The 24,222-nt window shown below is 61.5% G+C and carries 22 protein-coding genes; 11 read left to right on the forward strand and 11 right to left on the reverse strand.

Going from position 1 to position 24,222, the window contains the following annotated elements; all coding sequences use genetic code 11:
* Nucleotides 1-6 precede the first annotated feature (6 nt).
* The gene (trpE, locus tag phaeop14_RS07895) at nt 7-1,518 is read left to right on the forward strand and encodes an anthranilate synthase component I (protein ID WP_096789214.1); all 1,512 of its coding nucleotides are present in this window, start codon (nt 7-9) and stop codon (nt 1,516-1,518) included.
* Nucleotides 1,519-1,650: 132 nt separating this feature from the next.
* Here the strand turns inward: trpE and phaeop14_RS07900 are convergent, their stop codons facing one another.
* Nucleotides 1,651-3,306 (reverse strand): divergent polysaccharide deacetylase family protein, encoded by a 1,656-nt coding sequence (locus phaeop14_RS07900; protein ID WP_096789215.1) that lies wholly within the window; start codon nt 3,304-3,306, stop codon nt 1,651-1,653.
* Between the two features lie 197 nt (nt 3,307-3,503).
* On the opposite strand from phaeop14_RS07900, the gene phaeop14_RS07905 reads away from it, so the two are divergent.
* From phaeop14_RS07905 to lexA, 7 genes are all read left to right on the forward strand, one after another.
* The gene (locus tag phaeop14_RS07905; protein ID WP_096789216.1) at nt 3,504-4,085 is read left to right on the forward strand and encodes an anthranilate synthase component II; all 582 of its coding nucleotides are present in this window, start codon (nt 3,504-3,506) and stop codon (nt 4,083-4,085) included.
* On the forward strand, nt 4,082-5,110 hold the full coding sequence (gene trpD / locus phaeop14_RS07910) for an anthranilate phosphoribosyltransferase (RefSeq protein WP_096789217.1): 1,029 nt from the start codon (nt 4,082-4,084) through the stop codon (nt 5,108-5,110). Before phaeop14_RS07905 ends, trpD begins: the two co-directional genes overlap by 4 nt.
* Complete coding sequence (locus phaeop14_RS07915) at nt 5,107-5,760, forward strand: uracil-DNA glycosylase (RefSeq protein ID WP_096789218.1); 654 nt, start codon at nt 5,107-5,109, stop codon at nt 5,758-5,760. Before trpD ends, phaeop14_RS07915 begins: the two co-directional genes overlap by 4 nt.
* A 14-nt stretch (nt 5,761-5,774) precedes the next feature.
* Entirely contained in the window at nt 5,775-6,587 is an 813-nt protein-coding gene (gene trpC / locus phaeop14_RS07920) for an indole-3-glycerol phosphate synthase TrpC (protein WP_096789219.1), read from the forward strand.
* Nucleotides 6,587-7,057 (forward strand): cyclic pyranopterin monophosphate synthase MoaC, encoded by a 471-nt coding sequence (gene moaC, locus phaeop14_RS07925; RefSeq protein WP_096789220.1) that lies wholly within the window; start codon nt 6,587-6,589, stop codon nt 7,055-7,057. Before trpC ends, moaC begins: the two co-directional genes overlap by 1 nt.
* A complete protein-coding gene (locus tag phaeop14_RS07930) occupies nt 7,058-8,230 on the forward strand; it encodes a molybdopterin molybdotransferase MoeA (RefSeq protein WP_096789221.1) in 1,173 nt (390 codons plus the stop codon).
* 139 nt (nt 8,231-8,369) lie between these two features.
* Nucleotides 8,370-9,053 (forward strand): transcriptional repressor LexA, encoded by a 684-nt coding sequence (gene lexA, locus phaeop14_RS07935; RefSeq protein ID WP_096789222.1) that lies wholly within the window; start codon nt 8,370-8,372, stop codon nt 9,051-9,053.
* A gap of 389 nt (nt 9,054-9,442) precedes the next feature.
* Here lexA and phaeop14_RS07940 read toward each other — a convergent pair whose 3' ends face one another.
* A complete protein-coding gene (locus tag phaeop14_RS07940) occupies nt 9,443-11,506 on the reverse strand; it encodes a ComEC/Rec2 family competence protein (protein WP_096789223.1) in 2,064 nt (687 codons plus the stop codon).
* Nucleotides 11,507-11,585: 79 nt separating this feature from the next.
* Between phaeop14_RS07940 and gltX the strand changes: the two genes are divergently transcribed.
* The 3 genes from gltX (at nt 11,586) to phaeop14_RS07955 (ending at nt 15,636) form a co-directional block, all read left to right on the forward strand.
* Nucleotides 11,586-12,986 (forward strand): glutamate--tRNA ligase, encoded by a 1,401-nt coding sequence (gltX, locus tag phaeop14_RS07945; protein WP_096789224.1) that lies wholly within the window; start codon nt 11,586-11,588, stop codon nt 12,984-12,986.
* Nucleotides 12,987-13,112: 126 nt separating this feature from the next.
* Nucleotides 13,113-14,408: a citrate synthase gene (gene gltA, locus phaeop14_RS07950; protein WP_014874797.1), complete on the forward strand. Its 1,296-nt coding sequence runs from the start codon at nt 13,113-13,115 to the stop codon at nt 14,406-14,408.
* A 334-nt stretch (nt 14,409-14,742) separates the two neighbouring features.
* Nucleotides 14,743-15,636 (forward strand): calcium-binding protein, encoded by an 894-nt coding sequence (locus phaeop14_RS07955; protein WP_244905824.1) that lies wholly within the window; start codon nt 14,743-14,745, stop codon nt 15,634-15,636.
* A gap of 132 nt (nt 15,637-15,768) precedes the next feature.
* Here the strand turns inward: phaeop14_RS07955 and phaeop14_RS07960 are convergent, their stop codons facing one another.
* The 9 genes from phaeop14_RS07960 to phaeop14_RS08000 all read right to left on the reverse strand — a co-directional run bounded on the left by phaeop14_RS07960 (nt 15,769) and on the right by phaeop14_RS08000 (nt 24,040).
* A complete protein-coding gene (locus tag phaeop14_RS07960; protein WP_040169291.1) occupies nt 15,769-16,545 on the reverse strand; it encodes an enoyl-CoA hydratase-related protein in 777 nt (258 codons plus the stop codon).
* Between the two features lie 186 nt (nt 16,546-16,731).
* Entirely contained in the window at nt 16,732-17,226 is a 495-nt protein-coding gene (locus phaeop14_RS07965; protein ID WP_096789226.1) for a cytochrome c-type biogenesis protein, read from the reverse strand.
* The gene (locus tag phaeop14_RS07970) at nt 17,223-19,187 is read right to left on the reverse strand and encodes a heme lyase CcmF/NrfE family subunit (RefSeq protein ID WP_096789227.1); all 1,965 of its coding nucleotides are present in this window, start codon (nt 19,185-19,187) and stop codon (nt 17,223-17,225) included. The genes phaeop14_RS07965 and phaeop14_RS07970 overlap by 4 nt, the downstream gene beginning before the upstream one ends.
* Nucleotides 19,188-19,305: 118 nt before the next feature.
* Entirely contained in the window at nt 19,306-19,917 is a 612-nt protein-coding gene (locus phaeop14_RS07975; RefSeq protein WP_096789228.1) for a holin family protein, read from the reverse strand.
* Nucleotides 19,908-20,519, reverse strand: a complete 612-nt coding sequence (locus tag phaeop14_RS07980; protein ID WP_096789229.1) for a holin-associated N-acetylmuramidase — start codon at nt 20,517-20,519, stop codon at nt 19,908-19,910. The genes phaeop14_RS07975 and phaeop14_RS07980 overlap by 10 nt, the downstream gene beginning before the upstream one ends.
* Nucleotides 20,520-20,638: 119 nt before the next feature.
* Nucleotides 20,639-21,082, reverse strand: a complete 444-nt coding sequence (ccmE, locus tag phaeop14_RS07985; protein ID WP_096789230.1) for a cytochrome c maturation protein CcmE — start codon at nt 21,080-21,082, stop codon at nt 20,639-20,641.
* 53 nt (nt 21,083-21,135) lie between these two features.
* Nucleotides 21,136-22,164 (reverse strand): N-acetyl-gamma-glutamyl-phosphate reductase, encoded by a 1,029-nt coding sequence (gene argC, locus phaeop14_RS07990; protein WP_096789231.1) that lies wholly within the window; start codon nt 22,162-22,164, stop codon nt 21,136-21,138.
* Between the two features lie 125 nt (nt 22,165-22,289).
* A complete protein-coding gene (locus phaeop14_RS07995; protein WP_096789232.1) occupies nt 22,290-23,099 on the reverse strand; it encodes a glutamate racemase in 810 nt (269 codons plus the stop codon).
* A gap of 20 nt (nt 23,100-23,119) precedes the next feature.
* Complete coding sequence (locus phaeop14_RS08000) at nt 23,120-24,040, reverse strand: lysophospholipid acyltransferase family protein (protein WP_096790259.1); 921 nt, start codon at nt 24,038-24,040, stop codon at nt 23,120-23,122.
* Nucleotides 24,041-24,222 lie beyond the last annotated feature (182 nt).

Below are 24,222 nucleotides of genomic sequence, written 5' to 3' on the forward strand. Positions count from 1 at the left end.
ACCGAAATGGCCCTGACCCCCGATTTTGACACCTTCGCCAAGGCGTATGAGGCCGGTGAAAACCAGGTCGTCTACACCCGGCTTGCCGCCGATCTCGACACGCCGGTGTCGCTGATGCTGAAGCTGACAGGCGCCCAGAAGGACGCCTTTATGCTGGAGTCCGTCACCGGTGGCGAGGTGCGCGGGCGCTATTCCATTATTGGCATGAAACCGGATCTGGTCTGGCGCTGCCACGGGGAACGCGCCGCCCTCAACCGGTCTGCCCGCTTTGACGCAGATGCCTTTGAACCTCTGGACGGCAACCCGCTGGACTGCCTGCGTGACCTCATCGCCGAAAGCAAAATAGACCTGCCGGATGATCTGCCGCAGGCCGCAGCCGGCCTGTTTGGCTACCTTGGCTATGACATGATCCGGCTGGTCGAACATCTGCCGGGCGTGAACCCCGATCCGCTTGGCCTGCCTGACGCGCTGATGCTGCGCCCCTCTGTTATCGCGGTGCTCGACGGGGTTAAGGGTGAGGTGACCGTGGTCTCCCCCGCCTGGGCCAGCGACGGCCAGTCAGCCAAGGCGGCTTACGCCCAGGCCGCTGAGCGGGTGATGGACGCGGTCCGCGATCTGGAACGCGCCATGCCCGCCGAAAGCCGCGATCTCGGCGATGCCGATGAGGTAGCGCCACCTGTGAGCAATTTCACCAAGGACGGCTACATGGCCGCGGTGGAGACGGCCAAGGACTACATCCGCGCAGGCGACATCTTTCAGGTGGTGCCCGCACAGCGCTGGACCCAGGAGTTTCGCCAGCCGCCCTTCGCACTTTACCGTTCGCTGCGGCGCACCAACCCCTCGCCCTTCATGTTCTACTTCAACTTCGGCGGCTTTCAGGTGGTGGGGGCTTCTCCGGAAATCCTCGTCCGTGTCTTCGGGCAGGAGGTCACCATTCGGCCTATTGCCGGCACCCGCCCACGTGGCGCCACACCCGAAGAAGACAAAGCGCTGGAACTGGATCTGCTCGCCGACAAGAAAGAGCTGGCAGAGCACCTGATGCTGCTGGATTTGGGCCGCAACGACACTGGCCGGGTCGCCAAAATCGGCACCGTGCGCCCGACCGAGAAATTCATCATCGAACGCTACAGCCACGTCATGCACATTGTCTCCAACGTCGTCGGTGAGCTGGCAGAGGATAAGGACGCGCTGGACGCCTTCTTTGCCGGCATGCCCGCAGGCACCGTCTCCGGCGCGCCCAAAGTGCGGGCGATGGAAATTATCGATGAGCTGGAGCCGGAAAAGCGCGGCATCTATGGTGGCGGCGTCGGCTATTTCTCGGCCGGCGGCGACATGGACATGTGCATCGCGCTGCGCACAGCCATCGTCAAGGACCAGAACCTCTATATCCAGGCCGGTGGTGGCGTTGTCTATGACAGCGACCCGGAGGCCGAATATATGGAGACGGTCCACAAATCCAACGCCATCCGCCGCGCTGCCGCTGACGCCGCGCGCTTCACCGGCAACGGCAACAGCTAGGTCAAAGGCCGGTCGGGCACCCTGTCATGAGCGCCTGCCTGTCACCTTTCCCAAAATACTCTCGCCGAAGGCCCCAAAGGCGTCGCTCCAACCGGAGTGGCGCCTTTGTCATAAAACCACCTGCCGCGTTGTTTATTCCGCCTGCAGCTTTGCGCGCAGAGAGGCCGAGATCGGCGCCAACGACACCCGGTTTGCCCGGTCCTGAAGGCCCCAGATCAGCAAGGCGGAAATCGTATCCGGCTGAACCCGGCCCAGCATGATCACAGCCCCCTCCTGCCCGGCGCGAAACGCAGCCTGATCCAGAAAGCGCCGGATCGCGCGGGGGTCCTGCCCGGCGCCGTCGAAATCACGAAACACCACGCCGGCCGGAACACCTTCGCGCAGGGCGAGCTTCTGCACGGTGTTGAGCCCGGCATCCTGCGTCACCATCCCGTATCCCATCGCGCCAAGCGCCGTGGCCATCTGATCGGCCAGCGGGCGATTGCCCTGAAACCCGGTGGTCACGCCTTCCAACACGGCGACGGCCTCTGGCAGAGTTTCCAGCCAGACCTGCAAGGCCGTCTCAGCATCCTGCGGCGCGGCATCGCGGGGCAGATCGGCGATCAGCATCACCTCAAACCCGGCAGCGCGGTGGCGTGCCATCTTCGCGGCCGCCTCCGGGTCCCTTGGGTCCAGCGCAAAACTCAGCGGATAGGGGAAATCCTGCAAGGCCTCAGCACCAATCGCATCGGCGTCATCAATCAGAACAATCGACATCAGGGCGCGGTCTGCCTCCGGTGTGAAGGCTTCGGCGTTGCGTTCAAACGGCACCCCATCCGCCTGCGCATTGGTCTGACTGCCGACCGCCGGTGCATTGGCCTGATCCCGCTCCGTCAGCGGGCGGACCGGGGTCCCGATCCGTAGGCGGCCGCCGGTTTCATCTGCTGTGTTGCCCGGGTCTGCCGTGGGGGTGGTTGTTGGAAGATCGGAAATCCGTCGAGCCCCGGTATCCTCGTCCTGGCCTTCGGCACCCGTCTTAGGTTCAGCGCTTGCGGCAGGCTTCGTGCCCACCTCCGTTGGCCCGGCCTGCCCCAGTCCCGGCACCACGGGAATCGCCGTCGGGCCCGGTACCGCGCCCAAGGCTGGTCCTTGGTCGCCCCCAGCCTCTGGCCCGCTGAGGGCCGGACCTCCGGTTGTCACATTCGGCACCGGAAAGCTGGCAGCCGCTGACCCCTCATCTCTGCCCTTTTCAACCTCGGCCGATGGCCCGGATTGATCCTGCCCCAACGGTTCGGGAGCGGCTTGATCCGGCGCTGTCGTCAGCCTGGAGGGCGTTTCGCTCGCAGCCTGCGGCACAGGTGGCTGCGCTGGTTCAGACACCACCACAAGACGCTGCTCCTGACTGGGGGCATTGGGTGCCGGCAGTGCCTCAACCGGGGTGACGGGCGCATCCCGCGCCACATCGATTGCCGGCGCGCCGACGTCACCGGGCGCGGCGCGATCCCCGCTGCCCAATTCTGTACCCACGTCGGGGCGGCTGGCGGGATCGGTATCGGCATCCGCAAGTGCTTCCAGATCATCACCCACCACCTGCGGATCCAGCGCCGCTGGCGGGGTTTCCACCAGATCCGGATCGCTCCCGGCACTGTCAACCGGGGTTTCCGCCGCAGGCGCCTGCACTTCACTGCGGACCGGTTCGGCGACGCTGACCTCAACCGATTTGGGTAAGGGCACCGACAGCGACCATACCACGGCGCCGCCTGCGGCCACCAAGGCCCCGAAACTCACGCCTCCAAGAAACCCTCGCATCTCTGTCCTGCCTCTCGTTGCCTTCTGGAACGGTCGCATTCTGTTGGCCAAGCCACACCAAGGCGGTCGGGCACGCTTGGCCCGCCTGCGGTTGGTGATGTGCTCTTGACGCTGCCGCGCAACCCTGAACATGTATGTTGCGACCACTATACTGCGGCGCGGCCCCGGCCCGCCAGCCCTTAAACGAGCCCGCGACTATGCTGCTGCTGATCGACAACTACGACTCCTTTACCTACAACCTCGTGCATTACCTGGGGGAGCTGGGCGCTGACGTGCAGGTCCGCCGCAATGACGCGCTGAATGTGCAGGAGGCCATGGCGATGAACCCGGCCGGCATTCTATTGTCACCCGGTCCCTGCGATCCGGATCAGGCCGGTATCTGCCTAGCCCTGACCGAGGCCGCAGCTGAGACCAAAACCCCGCTGCTCGGCGTCTGCCTTGGACATCAGACCATCGGACAGGCCTTTGGCGGCAACGTTGTGCGCTGCAAAGATATCGTCCACGGCAAGATGGGCACCATGCATCATACCGACACGGGCCTTTTTGCCGGGCTGCCGTCGCCATTTGAGGCGACGCGCTATCACTCTTTGATTGTTGATCGCGACACCCTGCCCGACAGTCTTGAGATCACCGCCGAGCTGGACGACGGCACCGTTATGGGCCTGCAGCACAAGACGCTGCCGATCCACGGCGTGCAGTTCCACCCGGAATCCATCGCCTCCGAACACGGCCACGCGCTGCTGAAGAACTTCCTCAACGTGATGAAGGTGCCCGCATGAGCAACGCAATGAAGCCGCTGATTGATGCCGCTGCGGAGCGCGCCCTGAGCCGGGATGAGGCCGAGGCCGCCTTTACCCATCTGTTTGAGGGCAACGCCACGCCGAGCCAGATGGGCGGATTGTTGATGGCATTGCGCACCCGCGGCGAAACCGTCGACGAATATGCAGCCGCAGCGGCGGTCATGCGCGCCAAATGCAATCCCGTTGTGGCGCCTGAAGGCGCGATGGACATCGTCGGCACGGGTGGCGACGGCAAGGGCACGCTGAACATCTCCACCGCAACCGCCTTTGTCGTGGCCGGGGCCGGAACCGTTGTTGCAAAACACGGCAACCGTAATCTGTCGTCGAAATCCGGCGCAGCGGATGCGCTTGGTCAGATGGGGATCAATGTCATGGTCGGCCCGAAGGTGGCTGAACAGGCGCTGCGCGAGGCCGGTATATGCTTCATGATGGCGCCGATGCACCACCCTGCCATCGCCCATGTGATGCCCACCCGGCAGGAACTCGGCACGCGTACGATCTTCAACATCCTCGGCCCACTCACCAACCCTGCCGGCGTCAAACGACAGCTGACCGGCGCGTTCAACCGCGATCTGATCCGCCCGATGGCGGAAACCCTAGGCCAGTTGGGATCGGAGCAGGCCTGGCTCGTCCATGGCTCCGACGGCACAGATGAGCTGACGATCACCGGCGTCAGCTGGGTCGCAGCCCTAGCCCCCGATGGCAGTGTCACTGAGATGGAACTCCACCCGGAGGACGCAGGCCTGCCCCTACACCCGTTTGAGGCGATCGTCGGCGGCACCCCGGAAGAAAACGCCAAAGCGTTTGATGCCCTTTTGGCTGGTGAACCCTCTGCGTATCGCGACGCCGTCTTGCTGAACTCTGCCGCAGCCCTTGTGGTTGCGGGCACAGCAAATGATCTGAAATCCGGCGCCGAGATGGCCCGCACCAGCATCGACAGCGGTGCGGCCCGCGACAAGATTGACGCCGTCGCCCGCATCACCACCGCTGCCGCTGACAAATGAACGCAGGTCTGCCGGATCTGGGTGGCTGGTCCAAGCTGCCGTTTTTTGCCGACCGCTACCCGGCCATTGCTGCGGCGGTGGCTGAGGATCCGCGCGATATCCTCCCGCCAGCGGGCCAGCGCCTTGCGGCTCTCACACTGACCCCGCCGGAAGAAACCCGCGTGGTCATTCTGGGTCAGGACCCCTATCCGACGCCTGGTCATGCCCATGGGTTGGCGTTTTCGGTCGAACCCGATGTGCGCCCGCTGCCAAGATCTTTGAACAATATATTCAAAGAGTTGCACGACGATCTTGGCGTTGAACGCCAGACCGGCGACCTGCGCGGCTGGGCACATCAGGGCGTTTTGCTGCTCAACACCGTCTTGTCCGTCCCCGCAGGCGAGGCCAACGGCCACAAAACCCTTGGCTGGCAGCAGCTCGCACATGAGGTCCTCAGCCTGTCCAGTCAGCGTCCCACGGCTTATATTCTCTGGGGAAAACAGGCCCAAGGGCTTGAAAAATATATCCAACCGGGTGATCACCTTATCCTGAGGACCGCGCACCCCTCACCACTGTCTGCGCGGCGTGGCTTTTTCGGCTCGCGCCCCTTTTCGACGGTGAACCGCTGGCTTGCTGAGCAGGGCCAGCCGACAATTGACTGGAACGCGTGACGGGAGGCGTCAAGATGACTGAAACAGTGCTGGACAAAATCAAGGCCTACAAGCTGGAAGAAATCGCCGCCGACAAGGCTGCCAAACCCCTCGAGGCGGTTGAGGCCGAGGCCCGGGATGCCAGCCCTGTACGCGGCTTTGCCAAGGCGCTGATGCAGGCCAGCCGCGATGGCTACGGGCTGATTGCTGAGATCAAGAAAGCCAGCCCTTCCAAAGGGTTGATCCGGGAAGACTTCCACCCCGCAGATCTGGCTCAGGCCTATGAGGCCGGCGGTGCAACCTGCCTCTCCGTGCTGACCGACACCCCCAGTTTTCAGGGCGCGAAATCCTTTCTGACCGAGGCGCGCGAGGCCTGTGCCCTCCCGGCCTTGCGCAAGGATTTCATGTATGATCCCTATCAGGTGGCTGAGGCCCGTGCGCTTGGTGCTGACTGTATCCTGATCATTCTTGCCTCTGTCTCCGACACGCAGGCAGCAGAGCTGGAAGCCGCCGCCGCTGATTGGAATATGGACGTGCTGCTGGAGGTTCATGACGAGGAAGAGCTGAATCGCGCCTGCATGCTGAAATCACCTCTCCTTGGCATCAACAACCGCAATCTCAAAACCTTTGAGACCACATTGGACACCACCCGCACCCTGTCCCGTCTGGTTCCCGCCGATCGGACCATTGTCTGCGAAAGCGCGCTGTCCACGCCTGCGGATCTCTCTGATATGGCCCGCTACGGCGCGCGCAGCTTCCTCATCGGTGAAAGCCTGATGCGTCAGGATGACGTGGCCGCCGCGACCCGTGACATCCTCGCAAATCCGCTGATGCCGGGGGCAATGTAATGCCCCTCACCCATTTCGACGGCAAGGGCGACGCCCATATGGTCGATGTCTCGGACAAGGCAGTCACCTCGCGGATCGCCACCGCTGAGGGTCACATCACCATGGCGCGCGAAACCTATGATATCATTGCAGAAGGTCGCGCAAAGAAGGGCGATGTACTGTCGGTGGCGCGGCTTGCAGGCATCATGGGGGCCAAGAAGACACCGGACATCATTCCGCTCTGCCATCCGCTGCCCGTGACCAAGGTTGCCGTGAATCTGACCCTCGACCCCGATCTGCCCGGCGTAAACATCACGGCGACCGTGAAAACCACAGGCCAAACCGGCGTCGAAATGGAGGCGCTGACCGCGGTCTCTACCGCCGCGCTCACGGTCTATGACATGGCCAAGGCCGTCGACAAGGCGATGGAAATCGGCGGCATCCGTGTAACATTGAAAGATGGCGGAAAATCAGGACGATACGAGGCCTAAATGATCTCAGTTTCCGATGCATTGACCACACTTCTTGACCTGGTGGCACCGCTAGAGGTGGAGACCGTTCCCCTGCGCGCCGCTGCTGGCCGCGTGCTGGCAAGACCTGTGTCCGCCAACCGGGACCAGCCGCCCTTTGCTGCCTCCGCCATGGACGGTTACGCGGTGAAGTCGGCAGAGGTCGAGCGGGATGCAATGTTCAAAGTCATCGGAGAAAGCGCTGCTGGCCACGGGTTTCAGGGGCGCGTCGGCCCCGGCCAGGCGGTGCGGATCTTCACTGGCGCACCAGTGCCTGAAGGTGCAAATTTCGTTGTTATACAAGAGGATACCAGTGTTACCGGATCCTTGCTGACCATCACGGAGCATCCCGGACCTGGCCACAACATCCGCGCCAAAGGTGGCGATTTTCAAATCGGCACCACTGTTGATGCGCCACGCATCCTGACACCGGCGGATATCGCCCTGCTCGCGGCGATGAACATCGCCGAGGTGCCCGTGCACCGCAAACCAACAGTGGCGCTGATCTCCACCGGGGATGAGCTGGTCCTGCCCGGCGAAAGCCCCGGCCCAGATCAGATCATCGCCTCCAACACCTTTGGGCTGGACGCCATGCTGAGCGCTGCAGGTGCTGAGCCCCGGATTTTGCCCATCGCCCGCGACACCGAAAGCAGCCTGCGCATGGCGCTGGAACTGGCGCAGGACGCCGACCTGATCGTCACCATTGGCGGGGCCTCGATTGGGGATCACGATCTGGTCGCCGGGGTGACCGAAGAGCTTGGCATGTCGCGCGCGTTCTACAAGGTTGCGATGCGTCCGGGAAAGCCGCTGATGGCTGGAACGCTGGGCCGCTCCGCTATGGTGGGCCTTCCGGGAAATCCCGTATCTGCAATGGTTTGCGGGCATGTCTTCCTGTTGCCCATGCTGCGCGTGATGCAAGGTTTGTCACCTCGGGATCAGCAGCCAGTGACGGCAAATCTGGCTCATGACCTGCCTGCAAACGGCCCACGGACACATTATATGCGCGCCAGGTTGAGCGGCGGCGATCTGCATGTCTTCGATGATCAGGACAGCGCTCGGCTGACCCTTCTGGCCGAGGCCAACGCCCTCGCCATTCGTCCCCCGCATGATCCCCCCCGAGGCAAGGGGGAACCGCTCGCCTATATTGTGATCTGACAGGGCACTCCACTTTCACTTTGCCAACAATTCATCGTCAATTCCTCTGGATATGACAGGTTTTACGCAAGGACCCGTTGACACAAAACGGGAACATGCGTAGAACAAAGAGAAACATCGAGCGGTTGAGAGGGATGTCATGCTGACGAAGAAGCAATTGGATTTGCTGGATTTCATCCACACACGCCTGCAGAAGGATGGCGTCCCGCCCAGCTTTGATGAGATGAAGGTGGCGCTGGATTTGCGGTCCAAATCCGGCATCCACCGGCTGATCACCGCGCTGGAGGAGCGCGGCTTCATTCGCCGTCTCGCCCATCGGGCCCGCGCGATTGAGATTATTCGCCTGCCGGACAGCCTTGGCAAAACCGCTCAGACGACGGAGGTGGCACCTCCTGCCCCGAGCCCTGCAAATCAGGTATCGGCGCCTGCAGTGATCGCTGCGATGGAGCTGCCGGTGATGGGACGCATCGCCGCCGGTGTCCCGATTGAGGCCATCAATCAGGTCTCTCATCAGGTCGCTGTTCCCGCCTCCATGCTCTCGGCGCAAGGGCAGCATTTTGCATTGGAGGTGCGCGGCGACTCCATGATCGAGGCTGGGATCAACGATGGCGATATCGTCGTGATCCGGGAAACAGCGGTGGCAGACAACGGCGACGTGGTGGTGGCCCTGGTAGAGGGGCAAGAAGCCACGCTGAAACGCATCTATCGCAAGGGCAGCACCATCGCGCTGGAGGCCGCCAACCCCGCCTATGAAACCCGCCGCTACCCGCAGGATCAGGTGAAGGTGCAAGGCCGCCTCGTCGGCCTCATCCGCACCTACTGATCGACATCACGGGCCCCCCCAGTGTCCTAGGCGGAAGTGCGGCATCCTGGGACAGGCACATTGATGAGGTTAAGAGCCCTGCGTGACGAACAGTGTGCGAGGGGCACTACGATATGAGGTCGCGCGACATAGGCCTAACGAGACGCAGCCTTTGTTTTGGCCGCTCTCTCACTTGTGGTTGGTCTGCGTCGCTTGGCGCCCTAGGTGCTGAGCGAGCATAGACTGGCCAGACGCTGAATCCTGACACCACGCGAGTGCAGTCTAAAACACCAATCCTGTAGTTGCCGCCCTGTCAGCGGCAGGCTGAGTGAGCCAAGGCCCGGATGATCACCGACCAAAATCATGGTTAACATCGGTCAGTGTCAGCACCAAACATCATTGGATTGTTGTTATGGACTTGATCGTGATGTAGCCGGATTGCGGCTCCACAGACGCGTGCCCACCACATCTCGCACCGAAATCCAGCGCCCCTCCGCATCCATCTGAACGCTGCCCAGACGATTCAGCGCATCTGCGTCAAACACCAGACAGGCCCCGATCGGCGCCACTGATTTGGCGCTGATGATCACCTCACCGGCTGTACATTCGGTCATTGCCTCGGCCGCTGCCTTGCCGATCACATGGGTCAGCCGTTGATCCGTCGCCGCCAGATATGCGGTGACCGATTTACCGGACGCCTCCGGCCCGGCAATCAGTGGCCATAATTGCGCGCCCTCCTTCTGTGTCTGCAAACTTCCGTCATTTTCTGCCCACCGCTCCACCGCATAGCCATGCCCCTTTGCACGCGACAGGGCCCGGCCCTCCGCCGTCAGGACCCCGACGATGCCGCCATTGGGCGCCACCAGAACCTCAGGGCGCGGGCTGCCATACCAGATCAACGCCCCCCCAATCAGCACCGGCACACCAAGAAGGCGCAACCGCCCCCGCCAAAGGCCAAGCAACAGCCCCCCAAAAGCCACCAGTGGCAGCACCGATGCTGGCGGCATCGTCACCGCCCCCTGCGCGCCATCAAGAGCGGCAACCCAATTGGCAACAAACAGGATCCAGCTGATCCCCAGATCCATCAGCGCAAGGCCAGCCCACGCCGCCCCCACTGGTGCGAGGCAAAGCGCGAGAACTGCAGCGGGCACCACCAGTGCCCCCATCACCGGCACCGCCAGGACATTGGCCAACAACCCGTAATGTGAAATCATGTTGAAATGCGCGGCCCCAAATGGCGCGGTTGCAAGTCCCGCAATCAGCGAGGACAGCACAATACCCGCCGCCATCCGCAGCCAGCGCGGACTACGCGGGGTCAGCCGGTCTCGCAGGCCGCCAAAGATCACGATCAAGGCGGTTGTGGCTGCAAAACTCATCTGAAATCCGGGGCTGAGCAGGCTTTCCGGACGCATGAGCAGGATCACCATTGCTGCCAGCGCCACCGCGCGCAGCGACAGCGCCCGCCGGTCCAGCAGCACCGCCCCCAACATCATCGCCACCATGATATAGGCCCGCGTGCTGGCCACCTGCATCCCAGACAGCAACAGATAGGCGCTGGCCGTAAGCAAGGCGCCAACCGCCGCCACTTTTTTGGTGTCGAGACGCTGCGCAATGGCTGGCGCAAGCGCCAACAACAGCCGCAGCCCGCCAAAGACAACACCAGCCAGCAGTCCCATATGCAGCCCGGAAATTGCCAACAAATGAGCTAGGTTACTGGCCCGCAACGCCTCCAGCGCCGCGCGGGGGATCGCCGAACGATCGCCCGTGGTTATGGCCGAGGCAAAGCCGCCGGTCGCCACCGGCATCTGCGAACGGATGCCGGTGGAGAGCCGCTGGCGCAACTGCTCAACCGGCAGATCACGCGGGCCGTGGCTCACGATCAGCACCGGCACACGGGTGTAGCCCACCGCGCCAAGCTGTTGAAACCAAGCATGTCGCCGGAAATCAAACCCATGCGGTTCAACCGGACCCTGTGGCGGCATCAGATGGGCCGTGGTCATCACCCGGTCGCCGATGCGCGGCACCCGCGCCCCGTCCGGCAACGACAGCCGCACCCGTGCAGGGGTCTGATCTGGCGAGATGCGGTCGAGATAAGGCTGGTCCAGCGTGATCCGCAGCCGATCACGGGCAGAGCGGTCGATGGCAATCACCCGCCCCTCCACCGCGCCATAGCTGCGGTACTGAAGCACAGGCGCGCCAACCGCATGGGCGCGCAACCCGGCGGTGGCAAACCCGAGGGCGACAAGCAGCAGTATCCAGCCCAGAAAGACCACAGCATCCTGGCAGTCGCCGCGCCACAGCATCGCCAGCGCGGCGCAGCCCATCCCGGCGCCCCAAAGATAATGCGCCAGCCCCGGCTCAACCCTGAGTGAGAAAAACAGACCAATGCCAATCCCGAACAAGACCGGCACCCAGGGAAAGAGATCCCCGCGCTGGGATTGCAGCAGACCATCAAGGACGCCCAGGGCGCGCATGCTTGCTCCTTGCCTTCTGGCTCGGTAGACAGGCGACAAAACTAGCCCTTCCATGGTTTCCAAAAGGTAAATCACCCCCATGTCCAAACCGGTCGTCACCCGTTTCGCCCCCTCGCCCACAGGCTATCTGCATATCGGCGGCGCCCGCACCGCGCTGTTCAACTGGCTTTATGCCCGTGGCCGCGGCGGCAAGTTCCTGTTGCGGATCGAAGACACCGACCGCGAGCGCTCCAATCCGGAGGCGACGGCCGCAATCCTGCAGGGCATGGCCTGGCTCGGCCTTGATCATGATGGTGAGGTGGTCAGCCAATTCGAAGGGGCCGAACGTCACGCCGCTGTCGCCCGTGAGCTGCTTAAGGCGGGCAAGGCTTATAAGTGTTTTGCAACTCAAGAAGAAATCGCAGCCTTCCGTGATCAGGCGAAGGCCGAGGGAAAATCGACCCTCTACCGTTCGCCTTGGCGCGATGCGGCAGAGGCCGATCATCCGAACGCGCCTTACGTGATCCGCATCAAGGCTCCGCAGGACGGCACCACAGTGATCCGCGATGAGGTTCAGGGCGATGTTACGATCAAGAATGACCAGCTCGATGATATGATCCTGCTGCGTTCAGACGGGACCCCTGTTTATATGCTGGCCGTTGTGGTGGACGATCACGATATGGGCGTGACCCATGTGATCCGAGGCGATGACCACCTCAATAACGCCGCGCGTCAGATGATGATCTACGAGGCGATGGGCTGGGATGTGCCGGTTTGGGCGCATATCCCGCTGATCCACGGCCCCGATGGCAAAAAACTCTCCAAACGCCATGGTGCCTTGGGCGCGCAGGAATATCAGGCGATGGGCTATCCGGCTGCGGGCATGCGCAACTACCTGGCCCGTCTGGGCTGGAGCCATGGCGATGATGAGTTCTTTACCGATGCGCAGGCGCGCGATTGGTTCGACCTTGACGGCATCGGCAAAAGCCCGGCGCGGTTTGATACCAAGAAGCTGGAAAACCTTTGCGGTCAGCATATCGCCATCAGCGATGATGCTGCACTGCGGAATGAGCTTCAGGCCTATCTGGCGGCAGCTGACAAGCCACAGTTAAATGACGTTCAGTCAAACGATCTTGAACGTGCGATGTATTGCCTCAAGGATCGCGCCAAGACATTCCCAGAGCTGCTTGAAAAAGCTCATTTTATTCTGACCTCGCGGCCGATTGAACCCGATCAGAAGGCCGCTAAGGCCCTCGCATCTGTATCCGACGGTATACTGAGTGAATTGACGCCGCAGCTGCAAAATGCTAGCTGGTCCCGAGACGATCTGGAGGCGCTTCTGAACGCATTTGCAGAAGCACAGGATACCAAGTTCGGCAAACTGGCGGGTCCCTTGCGGGCCGCGCTGGCTGGTCGTGCGGTAACCCCTTCAGTTTTCGACATGATGCTGATTCTGGGCCGGGACGAAACACTGGCCCGACTCTCCGACGTTGCTGGCTGACCCTGTAGTTAACCGCTGGGTAAGTCGGTACCGCTATGACCTCACCTGCGCGATTGCCGTGCAGGTGCTGCCTGCACAAGGCGGGGGTCTCCCCCGCTTTCGTGCCTGTATCAGGAAGGGACATCTATGACCGATACAAAAAAAACCGCCCAGCTCAGCCTGAATGGCGAAACTTACGAGCTTCCCATTTTCTCGCCGACGACCGGGCCCGATGTTCTGGATATCCGCAAGCTCTATGGCCAGGCCGGTGTGTTTACCTATGATCCCGGCTTTACCTCCACTGCGAGCTGCGACAGCACCATCACCTATATCGACGGTGGCAAGGGCGAACTGCTGCACCGTGGTTACCCGATTGACCAGCTGGCATCCAAATCGCACCACCTCGAAGTCTGCTATCTGCTGCTTTATGGTGAACTGCCGACCGCGGCTCAGCTGGAAGATTTCGAGACCCGTGTGACCCGTCACACCATGGTGCACGAGCAGATGCACAACTTCTTCCGCGGCTTCCGCCGGGACGCGCACCCGATGGCGACCCTTGTGGGTGTGGTCGGTGCCATGTCGGCCTTCTACCACGACTCCACCGACATCAATGATCCCTGGCAGCGCGAAGTGGCTGCGATCCGTTTGATCGCAAAACTGCCCACCATTGCTGCCATGGCTTACAAATATTCCATCGGCCAGCCCTTTGTGTATCCGCGCAACGATCTGGATTACGCGGCGAACTTCCTGCACATGTGTTTCTCCGTTCCGGCAGAAGAATACCATGTCGACCCGATCCTTGCCCGTGCGATGGACCGGATCTTCATCCTGCATGCAGACCACGAACAGAACGCCTCAACCTCCACCGTGCGTCTGGCGTCCTCATCCGGTGCCAACCCGTTCGCCTGTATTGCGGCGGGCATCGCTTGTCTCTGGGGGCCGGCTCATGGTGGTGCCAACCAGGCTTGTCTGGAGATGCTCAAGGAAATCGGTTCCGTCGACCGCATCCCTGAGTTCATTGAACGCGCCAAGGACAAGAACGATCCGTTCCGTCTGATGGGCTTTGGCCACCGGGTCTACAAGAACACCGATCCGCGCGCCAAGGTGCTGAAGCAATCCGCCGACGAGGTGCTGGAACTTTTGGGTGTTGAAAACAACCCGCTCCTGCAGGTCGCCAAGGAACTGGAGCGGACCGCGCTCAACGATGAATATTTCATCGAGAAGAAACTGTTCCCGAACGTGGATTTCTATTCCGGCATCATCCTTGAGGCCATGGGTTTCCCGACCTCGATGTTCACACCGATCTTCGCGCTGTCGCGCACCGTCGGCTGGATTTCGCAGTGGAAAGAAATGATCGCGGATCCACAGAACAAAATCGGTCGCCCGCGTCAGCTCTACCTCGGCGAAACCGCCCGCGACTACATCGATATCGAAAGCCGCTAAACGCAGGCTGCGTCATCGCATCATCGGTGATAGAAAATTGCAAACCCTGCCTTTTCGGAGGCAGGGTTTTTTCGTGACCTCAGCCGATACGATGAGGGAGCGACAGGTCTGCATCCCCTTATCAGTGATACATCTTTTGATTGCAGGTCTACGTCTTTCGGCTAGTGCGACAATCAAAAGGATAGGCAGTCGATGTTTCCAATCCGGAAACCTGGTTAACCTGTTTGATCGCATTTTACTCAATTACGGCCGGTTTCGATTGACGGAATTCCACCTCCTGAATAGGCACGTCGCTAATTGCTAATTAAACCTTAACGGGAGACGCACCGTGCTTATGCTCATGACATTGCTTGGGGTTGGCCTGCTGGCTGGCGTGATCATCAATGACTCCGATGATTCCGATAGCGCCGAGTCTGGCGCCAACGAAAGCGGTAACGAAGACAACAATGAAACCGTTGTCGAAGGCACTGACGGCGCGGATCTGCTGTTTGGCACAACCGGCAGCGAAAACCTGCTTGGCGGCGCTGGGGACGACAATATCGACGCCCGTGGTGGTCCTGACACCATCGAAGGTGGCGCCGGCGATGATACGCTGGATGGCGGCTCGGCGGATGACAATATCTTCGGTGGAGACGGCGAGGACAGGATGATCGGCGGCAACGGTGATGACTTTATGCGCGGCAATGCGGGGGATGACATCCTTAATGATGCGCGCGGCGCGGATCATCTGGTTGGCGGTCAGGGCGATGACATTATACTCGCGGCTGGAATTCTGGACGAAGGTGCCTACGAGGATATGGTCCAGGGCCGCATCCCGCCCCCCGCAAGTGTTGAAGAGGTAAACACTCTGCTGAACTATGACTACACCAACGATCAGGATAGCGAAGGCGACACCATCAATGCAGGGGCAGGCGATGACGCGGTGGTCTTTGGCCTCAACGACACGGTGACCGGTGGCAGCGGCAGCGACAGCTTTGAAACCGGTGCATGGATGACCGAAGACGAGCAGGCCACCATCACCGATTTCACCGCCGATGATGACCGCGTGATTTACTACTACGATGAAGACGAGGAAGAGCCGGAGCTGGACGTGGTCACCCGCGCCAATGACGATGGCGGCACCGATGCCTTCCTGGTGGCCAATGGCGAAGAAGTGGTGCGTCTGATCAATGCCGGTACCACCTTCAACCTGGCCGAGCATGTTGCGCTGGTCGCCCGCAGCGGCTGATAAATTACTCCGCTGCGGTGGGTCGATTGATCTGGCCCCCACGAACGCAGCAAAAAACCCGCCCTACCGCATTGCGGAAGGGCGGGTTTTTTCATTTGTACTGTTCGAGAGTCAGACTCGGATCGTAGCGCCTCAGCGACCTTCGAATTTCGCCGGGCGTTTTTCCATGAAGGCGGTAACCCCTTCCATGAAATCGCGGGTCTTGCCACATTGACCTTGCAGATGCGCCTCTTCGGACAGTTGCTCCGGCAGGCTGTTGCCATAGCCATCGCGGATTGCCGTCTTGATCGCGCCAAAGGCACGGGTCGGACCAGAGGCCAGATAGGCCGCACGGGCGCGCCAATGGGCGTCGAATTCGGCATCCGGAATGGCCTCCCAGATCATGCCCCAGTCGCTCGCCTGTTTGGCAGTGATCTTATCGGCAAACAGCGCAGCCCCCATCGCCTTTGCCATTCCCATCTGGCGCGGCATGAACCAGGTGCCACCGGCATCGGGCATCAGGCCAATGCGGGCAAAGGCCTGCATGAAATAGGCGCTCTCCGTTGCGATCACCACATCTGCGGCCAGCGCCAGATTGGCGCCCGCGCCCGCCGCCGGGCCATTGACCGCAGCGATGGTCGGCACCGGGCAGTTGTAGATTGCCTCCAGCATCGGGGTGTATTCATCGCGCAGGGTGCGCTCCAGATCCAGCTTGCCCTGGCTTGCCGCATCGGACAGATCCTGACCCGAACAGAACGACACGCCGGAGCCGGTCAGCACTACGGCACGGGCCTCTTTTCCGGCACGCTGCATCGCATGGGTGATTTCCGCCCGCGTCAGACCGGTCAAGGCGTTCATCTTGGCGGGGCGGTTCAGCGTCACAACGGCCAAGCCGTCTTCCAGCGAGAACAGAATTTCCTGGTAATCCATCAAAGGGCCTCGTGGTTAAAGGTTTTTCGCAGACTTGCCTATGCAAGCCCGCAGGAAAAGGCAAACGCCGCGTAACCTCGCGCGGCAAAACCACCCAAACGGTGCGCCCCTGTCGCCAGGTGCCGGAAGGGTTGTGGCCCAAGCGATCCGCGGTACGTGGCATCGAAAACCACCGATATCGAACGGTCAGTCTTTCAGAATACGATCCAGTTGTGCCCGCTCCTGCGCGCTGAGCCCCTCTGCGCCGGGATCCTCCGCGCTTGGGGTGCGGCTGCGGGTGCGGATATAACCCCCGGCCAGTATCAGCGCCAGCACCAGCATCAGGGGACCAGCCGCATAGAGCAGCCAGTTTGCGCCACTTGCCCGGGGGCTGAGCAGAACATATTCGCCGTAACGCTCCACGATGAAATCCATCGCCTCATCATTGCTGTCGCCTGCAACCAGGCGTTCGCGCACCAGAAGGCGCAGATCACGGGCCAGATCGGCGTTGCTTTCGTCGATATTCTCGTTGCGACACACCAGACAGCGCAGGTCCTTGGACAGCTCACGCGCGCGGCCTTCCAGCACCGGATCTTCCAGAATTTCGTCGGGTTCAACCGCCAGCGCCGGGGTGCTGGTCACCACCATCGGGGCCAGCAGCGTCAACGACAGCAACAGCCGGGCAAGAAACACATGTCTCATTCCGCTGGCACTCCTTCACGCGGGCGACGGCGCGCGCCGGCCGCAACGCGGAACCGCCGATCTGTCAGGCTCAGCAGCCCACCAAGCGACATGAGAAGGCAGCCGCCCCAGATCCAATTGGCCAATGGTTTGATATAGGTCCGCACCGTCCAGCCGCCATTGGCCTGCTGGTCGCCGATCACCACATAAAGATCGCGCAGGAACCGGTAGTCGATTGCGGCTTCGGTGGTGGGCATGCGCGAGACCGGGTAGTCCCGCTTTTCCGGGTTCAGCAGCGCCACAAACCGACCAGCACGGGTCACTTCGATATCTGCCATCGTGCTGAGGTAGTTGGGCCCTTGAACACGGCGCACATTCTGCAACTCCAGCGTATAGGCCCCGACGTTGAAGGGCCGGTTCAGCTCGGCAATCCGAATATCCTCATCCTGCCAGGCGGTCAGCCCGGCAATGGCAAAGATCGTGACGCCCAGACCCGCATGGGCCAGCGCCTTGCCCCAGTCGGCGCGCGGCAGGCGCAACAGACGCTGCCAACGCCCGGTCGCACTGCCCCGCAGCCAAAGATCCGCAAAAGCGCCAACAACCACCCAGACACCGATAAACAGCCCAATCGGCCCCAGCCCGGAGCGACCGGTCTGCATCGCCCAGGCCAGCACGCCAAGTGCGACAGCCAGCGCAAAGACAAAGCGCAGGCGCCAGGCCGTGCGCCCCAAAAGACCGCGTTTCCACGGCAGCATCGCGCCCACCGGCAGGATCGCACCCAGCACCACCATGAAGGGGGTGAAGGCCGCATTGAAGAACGGCGGACCGACGCTCAGCTTGCGGTCAAAGGCCATCTCCGCCACCACCGGCCAGAGCGTGCCGAAGAAAACGACAAAGCAGCTCACCGCCAGAAGGATATTATTGGCCACCAGTGCGGTTTCGCGGCTCACCAGACCAAAGACGCCTTTGGCCTGCATCGCCTGTGCGCGCAGCGCAAACAGCAGCAGCGCGCCACCGGTGAAAAACGCCAGAATATACAGGATAAACACGCCCCGTTCCGGATCACTGGCAAAGGCATGGACCGAGGTCAGCAGTCCCGAGCGCACGATAAAGGTGCCGATCAGGGAGAAGCCAAAGGCCAGGATCGCCAGCAGGATGGTCCAGCTTTTCAACGCCTCGCGTTTCTCAACCACAATGGCGGAATGCAGCAGCGCCGCCGCCAGCAACCAGGGCATGAAGGACGCGTTCTCAACCGGATCCCAGAACCAGAACCCGCCCCAGCCCAACTCGTAGTAGGCCCACCAGGACCCCAGCGCGATGCCGATGGTGAGGAAGATCCAGGCCGCCAACGTCCAAGGCCGCACCCAGCGCCCCCAGGCCGCATCGACACGGCCTTCAATCAGGGCCGCCACCGCAAAGGAAAACGCCATGCTCAACCCGACATAGCCGAGGTAGAGGAACGGCGGATGAAAGGCGAGGCCCGGATCCTGCAACAACGGGTTCAGCCCCTGCCCGTCAAACGGCGGCACTGCAAGGCGCAGAAACGGGTTGGAGGTAAACAGAATGAAGGCAAAGAACGCGACACCAATCGCCGCCTGAACCGCCAGCACCCGCGCCTTCAGCGTTGGCGGCAGGCCGTTTCCATATACCGAGGCCACCGCCCCGAACAGGCTGACAATCAGCACCCACAAGAGCATTGAGCCTTCATGGTTGCCCCAGGTGCCAGAGATTTTATAGAGCATCGGCTTGGCGGAATGACTGTTGAGCGCAACCAGCCGCAGCGAGAAGTCGGAGGTAACGAACGCCCACATCAGCGCCAAAAAGGCAAAGCCTGTGAAGAAGAACTGCGCCTGTGCCGCAGGTTCCGCAACCGACATCCAGCCGGGCCATCGGAAATGAGCGCCAACCAGCGGCACCACCATCTGTACGATGGCAATCACAAAAGCGAGGATAAGGGCGAAGTGACCGAGTTCTGTAATCATAGCCTATCTATAGGGCGATCCGGCAAGGCCGCCAATCGCAATCGGCGCGTCCTCACGCCGCAGTGTTCCCGCCCGTGCCCCTGTCCGCACGCGCCTGAAGGCAACCCGCGCCAATCCTTCATTTGGCTGCCTTGGATAGCTCTATCCATTTAGTCAACGCTGGATTTTCCGTTTCTTTACTTTCATTTACACCGTGGTGATCGTCCCTTTCGGAGGGATCAGACATCGCGGGGGCCGCAGGCTCGGTCGCCCGCAATTCATTGATCCGGGACACATTTGCCGCCACCGCGGGGGCCTGTGCCAGGCTGGCGGCAATCTCACGCTGGAAGCCTTGGCTTTTCAGCTGCTGACGCGCGCCGAAATAAAACGAGACAATGACCCCAAGCAGCCACCAGAGCGGTTCTGGCACCAGTGCCAGCCCCTGCATGCGGGCGGCGAACCACAGCGGGTCCACCATGGCTGAGCCAAGCAGCGCCAGCGTCGACAACGCCAGCAAGGGCCGTGGCAGGCGGTTCACGCCATCCATCCAGCGATCAAACCGACTAACGGGGCCGTGCCCGGCCTGACTGCGGGCGAATTCCGCTGCGAATTGCGCCAGCGCATCGGCCCGGCCGGTGTGATCCCTTACCGCGCCAGCTTCTGCGTTTTCGCGAAACACCTCCAGCGTTTCGGCAACCACATTGCGCTCCCGCCCGAACAGGCCCCGCAGCACATCCGCAATCAGCCCCATGCCGCCACCCGCGCCTGAAATTCCGCCTCGCTCAGATGGTATTGCGGCGAGATGAAGCTTTCGGCCCGCAGGATCCAGCCCCCTTTGCCGCCCTTGCGGGTGCGGGCGTATTTGCGGCTGGCAGGGCGGCGATCGGCGATGCGGAAGTAATAGTTGCGCCGGGCCACGCCATAGGCATCACGCAGCGCCACCCGGCCAATCTTGGCCGCAGCCCGGGCGGCCCCGGCGGTTTTGGGACCAATCCGCCCATCCACTGCCAGCTCATATCCCATCTGCACCAGCAGTCGTTGCAGGATCCGCACCGCATTGGCCCCGGCGTTGACATACATGTCAAAGACCGAAGGATGCAGCATCTCCGGCAGGGCTGCGATGCGCGGTTTGTTGAAATAGTGCCGGATATAAAGGTCCACCGCCTGCACCTGGCTGACGGCGGCCACATCAGCCTTGTCGATACGGCCATCGCGAGTCAAATCCATGCCAAGACGCTGTAGCGTACCCAATGTCACGCCATGTTTGGTAGCCCCACCCGGATCATCCGGGTCGTCAACATAACCGCCTTCGCGGGCAACGATTTCCTGAGCGATGGCCTTGATGTCTTGCATGGGTCAGTCCCTTCAATTGGAGTGGGACATCAGCATGACAGTCAAAAATGAGCGCACCCGGACCTGAGCGCGCGCTGAGCGCGCAACACCCTTGGGCTGCGCCCTCGGGCAGAGGGAATTTAGGTTTCCGGCTCCTGATAGACGCCCTGCTCTTTCAGCGCGTCCATCACCTCTTTCGGCATGTAGGTTTCATCATGTTTGGCAAGAATTTCAGACGCTTCAAAGGTGCCGTTGATGTAGCGACCGGTGCCGACCATACCTTGGTTTTCGGAGAAGAGATCGGGCAGAACGCCCGTATAGGTCACCGGCACAGAGGCGCCGCCGTCTGTCACCACAAAGCTCAGTGTCTCGCCCTGACCGCGTATGATGCTGCCTTCTTCCACCAGACCACCGATGCGAAACACCTCGCTGGCCTCAGGCGGCTCAGCAATCACCTGGCTGGGGGAGCGGAAGAAGTTGATCCCGTCCCGCATGGCATAGCCAATAAGCGCCGTGGCGACCACAAGTGCCACGGTGGTCAGCGCGATGATCTGGATGCGGCGCTGTTTTTTCAGTGACTTCATCGCGGCCTCTTTGGGTGTGGGTCCGGCGCATGTTGCGCCAGACCGTTGGGTCGTTAGGGGAACAGCGGCGCCATCATCAGCCCGGTTGTCTCCTCCTCACCTAACATCAGGTTGGCATTCTGCAAGGCCTGACCGCTGCTACCTTTTGTCAGGTTATCCAGCGCCGCGATGACAATCGTGCGGCCTTCAATCCGGTCCGCCGCTACCCCGATGTGGCAGAAGTTGGAGCCACGGATATGCCGGGTCGAGGGCGCTTCTCCGATGGGCAGCAGCTCAATAAACGGCTCATCCGCATAAGCCTTGGCAAAGGTGTCATGGATCGCCTGCGCGTCCCCTTTGACATAGACGGTCGCCAGAATGCCGCGATTGGCGGGCACCAGATGCGGGGTAAACTGCACCTTGACCGGGCGGCCTGCGATCTTGCTGAACTCCTGATCAAATTCACCCAAGTGCCGATGGGTGCCGCCAACCGCATAACCGTGGTAGCCTTCGCTCAGCTCCGCATGCAGAAGGTTTTCCTTCAGACTGCGACCGGCGCCTGAGACCGCGCATTTCAGATCCAGAATGATGTCATCCAAGTCAATCACCCCGGCCGCGATCAGCGGCCGCAGGGCAAACTGGCCCGTGGCGGCATTACAACCGGTGCCTGCCACCAGACGCGCGGATTTGATCTCTTCCCGGTGAAACTCGGTCAGGCCGTAAACCGCCTCTTCCTGTTGCGCCAGCGCGGCGTGGGGGTTGCCGTACCATTTCTCGTATTCCGCAGGGTCGCGCAGCCGGAAGTCCGCGGACAGGTCGACGATCTTCAGATCCTGCGGTAGGGCGGCGATCACCTCCTGGCTGGTCTTATGCGGCAGGGCGCAGAAACACAGGTCGATGCCAGAAAAGTCGATTTCACCGATCTTGCAAAGCCGGGGCAGCTCCAGATGGCGCAGGTGCGGGAACACCTCGGCCATGGTCATTCCGGCCTTACGCTCCGCAGAGAGAGCCGCAATCTCAATCGTAGGGTGCTGGGCAATCAGCCGCACCAGTTCAGCGCCGGTGTAACCGGAGGCGCCAAGAATAGCTACTTTATGGGTCATGTCAGACCTCGTCTTTCGATGTGATATGTCGGTTCCGCAGCCGTCTGCGGAGAGAAATAAAGGGGCAGAGCCTCAAGCACTTTGACCTGGAACAAGCATTTAGCAGTGTTCCGGGGCGTTTGCGCTTAAGCGGCCTGAAAGATCATCTCTCGTCGCAAGAACTGCGTCGCGCGGTCACTGACGCGGGCAGGCATACCGGTGGTGTAAAACCCACCCTGCCCCTGACCCACCATCTGGGGGTGACGGTCAAGGTAATCCGCCAGACTGTCGGCGACCAATCTGCCCTGACTGAACACCTGCACATCCCTGCCCAGTGCGGCCTGAAAGATCTCTTCCATCAGCGGGTAATGGGTGCAGCCAAGGATCGCGGCCTGCGGCTCTGGCATTTTGCGTTTCAGCGCATCCACATGGCTGCGCACCAAGGCTTCGGCGAGGATCATGTCACCATCTTCGATAGCATCCACCACACCGCCACAGGCCTGCGCCTCCACATCGACGCCAATGGCGCGAAACGCCAGCTCACGCTGGAACGCCCGGCTGGCAACGGTCGCCGGGGTCGCAAAAAGCGCGACATGTTTGGTTTCCACCTCGCGCGGCGGGGAGTTGTCGCCCCATTGCCGTTCTGTCAGCGCCTCAATGAGCGGCACAAAGACGCCCAGCACCCGCTTGCCTTCGGGGACACCGGCTTCCTGCATCCGCCGCAGCGCTGCCGCCGACGCGGTGTTGCAGGCCAGGACCACAAGATTGCAGCCCTTGGACCACATATCCTCAACCGCCGCTTTGGTCAGCTGATAAATATCTTCGGCATCGCGCACACCATAAGGCGCATGCGCGCTATCCGCATAGTAGAGGAAGTCCACATCCGGGAGCCGCTCCTGCACGGCATTCAGCACGGTCAGCCCGCCAAGGCCGGAATCAAAGATACCTACAGCCATCTGTCTCTCTCGCTGTGCGCTCAGGCGCGATGTTTCTCCTCAAACTCATACCCGTAGTCATAGGATTTGAGTGGCGTTGGTGACAGCTCATACGTGGCTTTGCGCAGGAAATCCATCATTGCTTTTGCGTCACTTGCCAGCGGGTCCAGCACATCGCGTCCGATCGGAGTCCCAATAGACACGCGCACGGGCGTATCGACGCGTTTGCGAAACTCCTTGATTAACAGCCCCATACGCAATGTGGGATGCAAATGGCTGGCCATCTGGAACAGCCGGGAGGTATGCCCGTCAAAGTAGATAGGCACCACAACCGCGCGGGATTTGGCAATCATCCGCGCGGTAAAGCCGCGCCACATCGGGTCCATCGGCGGCACCTTTGGCCGCAAAAAAGGCCGCGCGGCGGTGGAGACCGTGCCACCGGGGAAAATCCCGATGGCGCCCCCTTGTCCGAGATACTCCAAAGCCGCCTTACGCGTCTCAAGATTGGTTTTCAGCGCCGCTTTGGTTTCGGCAAAATCAATCGGCAGGATGACGCGGGACAGATCATCAGCCTTGCGAAACACCTGATGGGCTAGAATACGGAAGTCACCGCGCGCCTCGGACAGGATATGCCCCAGCATCAGCCCGTCGAGAATGCCATAAGGGTGATTGGCGATCACCACCACAGGCTGATCCTGTGGGATATGAGAGAGCGTGCCGCGCACCACCTCCAATTGCAATCCATAACGCGCGCGCATCACGCTCCAGAAGCTCTGCCCGGCAGCGACATCGGTCTCATAGCCTTCGGCGCGTTTTATCAGTTGCAAACGCCCAGTGGCGTTCTCCATCATCCGGATCATCGCCTGCCCGGGCCTGGTCTGAGCGGAATGCGCATAGGAGAGATCGCGCGCGCTGCGCATCGCCTCTCGCCGGGAGACAGTCCCGGATGGCTGGGTTTTCATGTTGCCATGCGTGCTGCGGGTGGGAAACATGGGATGGGCCTCGTGATCTCAGTCGCGGTCTTACGTAGGGGCAGCCTGCTGCCGCGTTCGGCTATAAAGCCGGTATCCCGGTTTGCACAACCGAGGTAACAGCGACACGACAGCCCGCCCGCCATCCTGTGTCTTTCTGGTCCTACGCGATG

Origin of the sequence: Phaeobacter piscinae (assembly GCF_002407245.1) — a bacterium.
Classification (GTDB): Bacteria; Pseudomonadota; Alphaproteobacteria; order Rhodobacterales; family Rhodobacteraceae; genus Phaeobacter; species Phaeobacter piscinae.

Coding starts and splice junctions, on each gene's coding strand:
- gltA (WP_014874797.1), top strand. CDS start 13,113: ATGACCGATACAAAAAAAACCGCCCAGCTCAGCCTGAATGGCGAAACT.
- phaeop14_RS07930 (WP_096789221.1), top strand. CDS start 7,058: ATGATCTCAGTTTCCGATGCATTGACCACACTTCTTGACCTGGTGGCA.
- phaeop14_RS07955 (WP_244905824.1), top strand. CDS start 14,743: ATGCTCATGACATTGCTTGGGGTTGGCCTGCTGGCTGGCGTGATCATC.
- argC (WP_096789231.1), bottom strand. CDS start 22,164: ATGACCCATAAAGTAGCTATTCTTGGCGCCTCCGGTTACACCGGCGCT.
- trpD (WP_096789217.1), top strand. CDS start 4,082: ATGAGCAACGCAATGAAGCCGCTGATTGATGCCGCTGCGGAGCGCGCC.
- moaC (WP_096789220.1), top strand. CDS start 6,587: ATGCCCCTCACCCATTTCGACGGCAAGGGCGACGCCCATATGGTCGAT.
- ccmE (WP_096789230.1), bottom strand. CDS start 21,082: ATGAAGTCACTGAAAAAACAGCGCCGCATCCAGATCATCGCGCTGACC.
- phaeop14_RS07940 (WP_096789223.1), bottom strand. CDS start 11,506: ATGCGCGCCCTGGGCGTCCTTGATGGTCTGCTGCAATCCCAGCGCGGG.
- phaeop14_RS07900 (WP_096789215.1), bottom strand. CDS start 3,306: ATGCGAGGGTTTCTTGGAGGCGTGAGTTTCGGGGCCTTGGTGGCCGCA.
- gltX (WP_096789224.1), top strand. CDS start 11,586: ATGTCCAAACCGGTCGTCACCCGTTTCGCCCCCTCGCCCACAGGCTAT.
- phaeop14_RS08000 (WP_096790259.1), bottom strand. CDS start 24,040: ATGAAAACCCAGCCATCCGGGACTGTCTCCCGGCGAGAGGCGATGCGC.
- phaeop14_RS07995 (WP_096789232.1), bottom strand. CDS start 23,099: ATGGCTGTAGGTATCTTTGATTCCGGCCTTGGCGGGCTGACCGTGCTG.
- phaeop14_RS07965 (WP_096789226.1), bottom strand. CDS start 17,226: ATGAGACATGTGTTTCTTGCCCGGCTGTTGCTGTCGTTGACGCTGCTG.
- trpE (WP_096789214.1), top strand. CDS start 7: ATGGCCCTGACCCCCGATTTTGACACCTTCGCCAAGGCGTATGAGGCC.
- phaeop14_RS07905 (WP_096789216.1), top strand. CDS start 3,504: ATGCTGCTGCTGATCGACAACTACGACTCCTTTACCTACAACCTCGTG.
- phaeop14_RS07975 (WP_096789228.1), bottom strand. CDS start 19,917: ATGGGGCTGATTGCGGATGTGCTGCGGGGCCTGTTCGGGCGGGAGCGC.
- phaeop14_RS07980 (WP_096789229.1), bottom strand. CDS start 20,519: ATGCAAGACATCAAGGCCATCGCTCAGGAAATCGTTGCCCGCGAAGGC.
- trpC (WP_096789219.1), top strand. CDS start 5,775: ATGACTGAAACAGTGCTGGACAAAATCAAGGCCTACAAGCTGGAAGAA.
- phaeop14_RS07960 (WP_040169291.1), bottom strand. CDS start 16,545: ATGGATTACCAGGAAATTCTGTTCTCGCTGGAAGACGGCTTGGCCGTT.
- phaeop14_RS07970 (WP_096789227.1), bottom strand. CDS start 19,187: ATGATTACAGAACTCGGTCACTTCGCCCTTATCCTCGCTTTTGTGATT.
- lexA (WP_096789222.1), top strand. CDS start 8,370: ATGCTGACGAAGAAGCAATTGGATTTGCTGGATTTCATCCACACACGC.
- phaeop14_RS07915 (WP_096789218.1), top strand. CDS start 5,107: ATGAACGCAGGTCTGCCGGATCTGGGTGGCTGGTCCAAGCTGCCGTTT.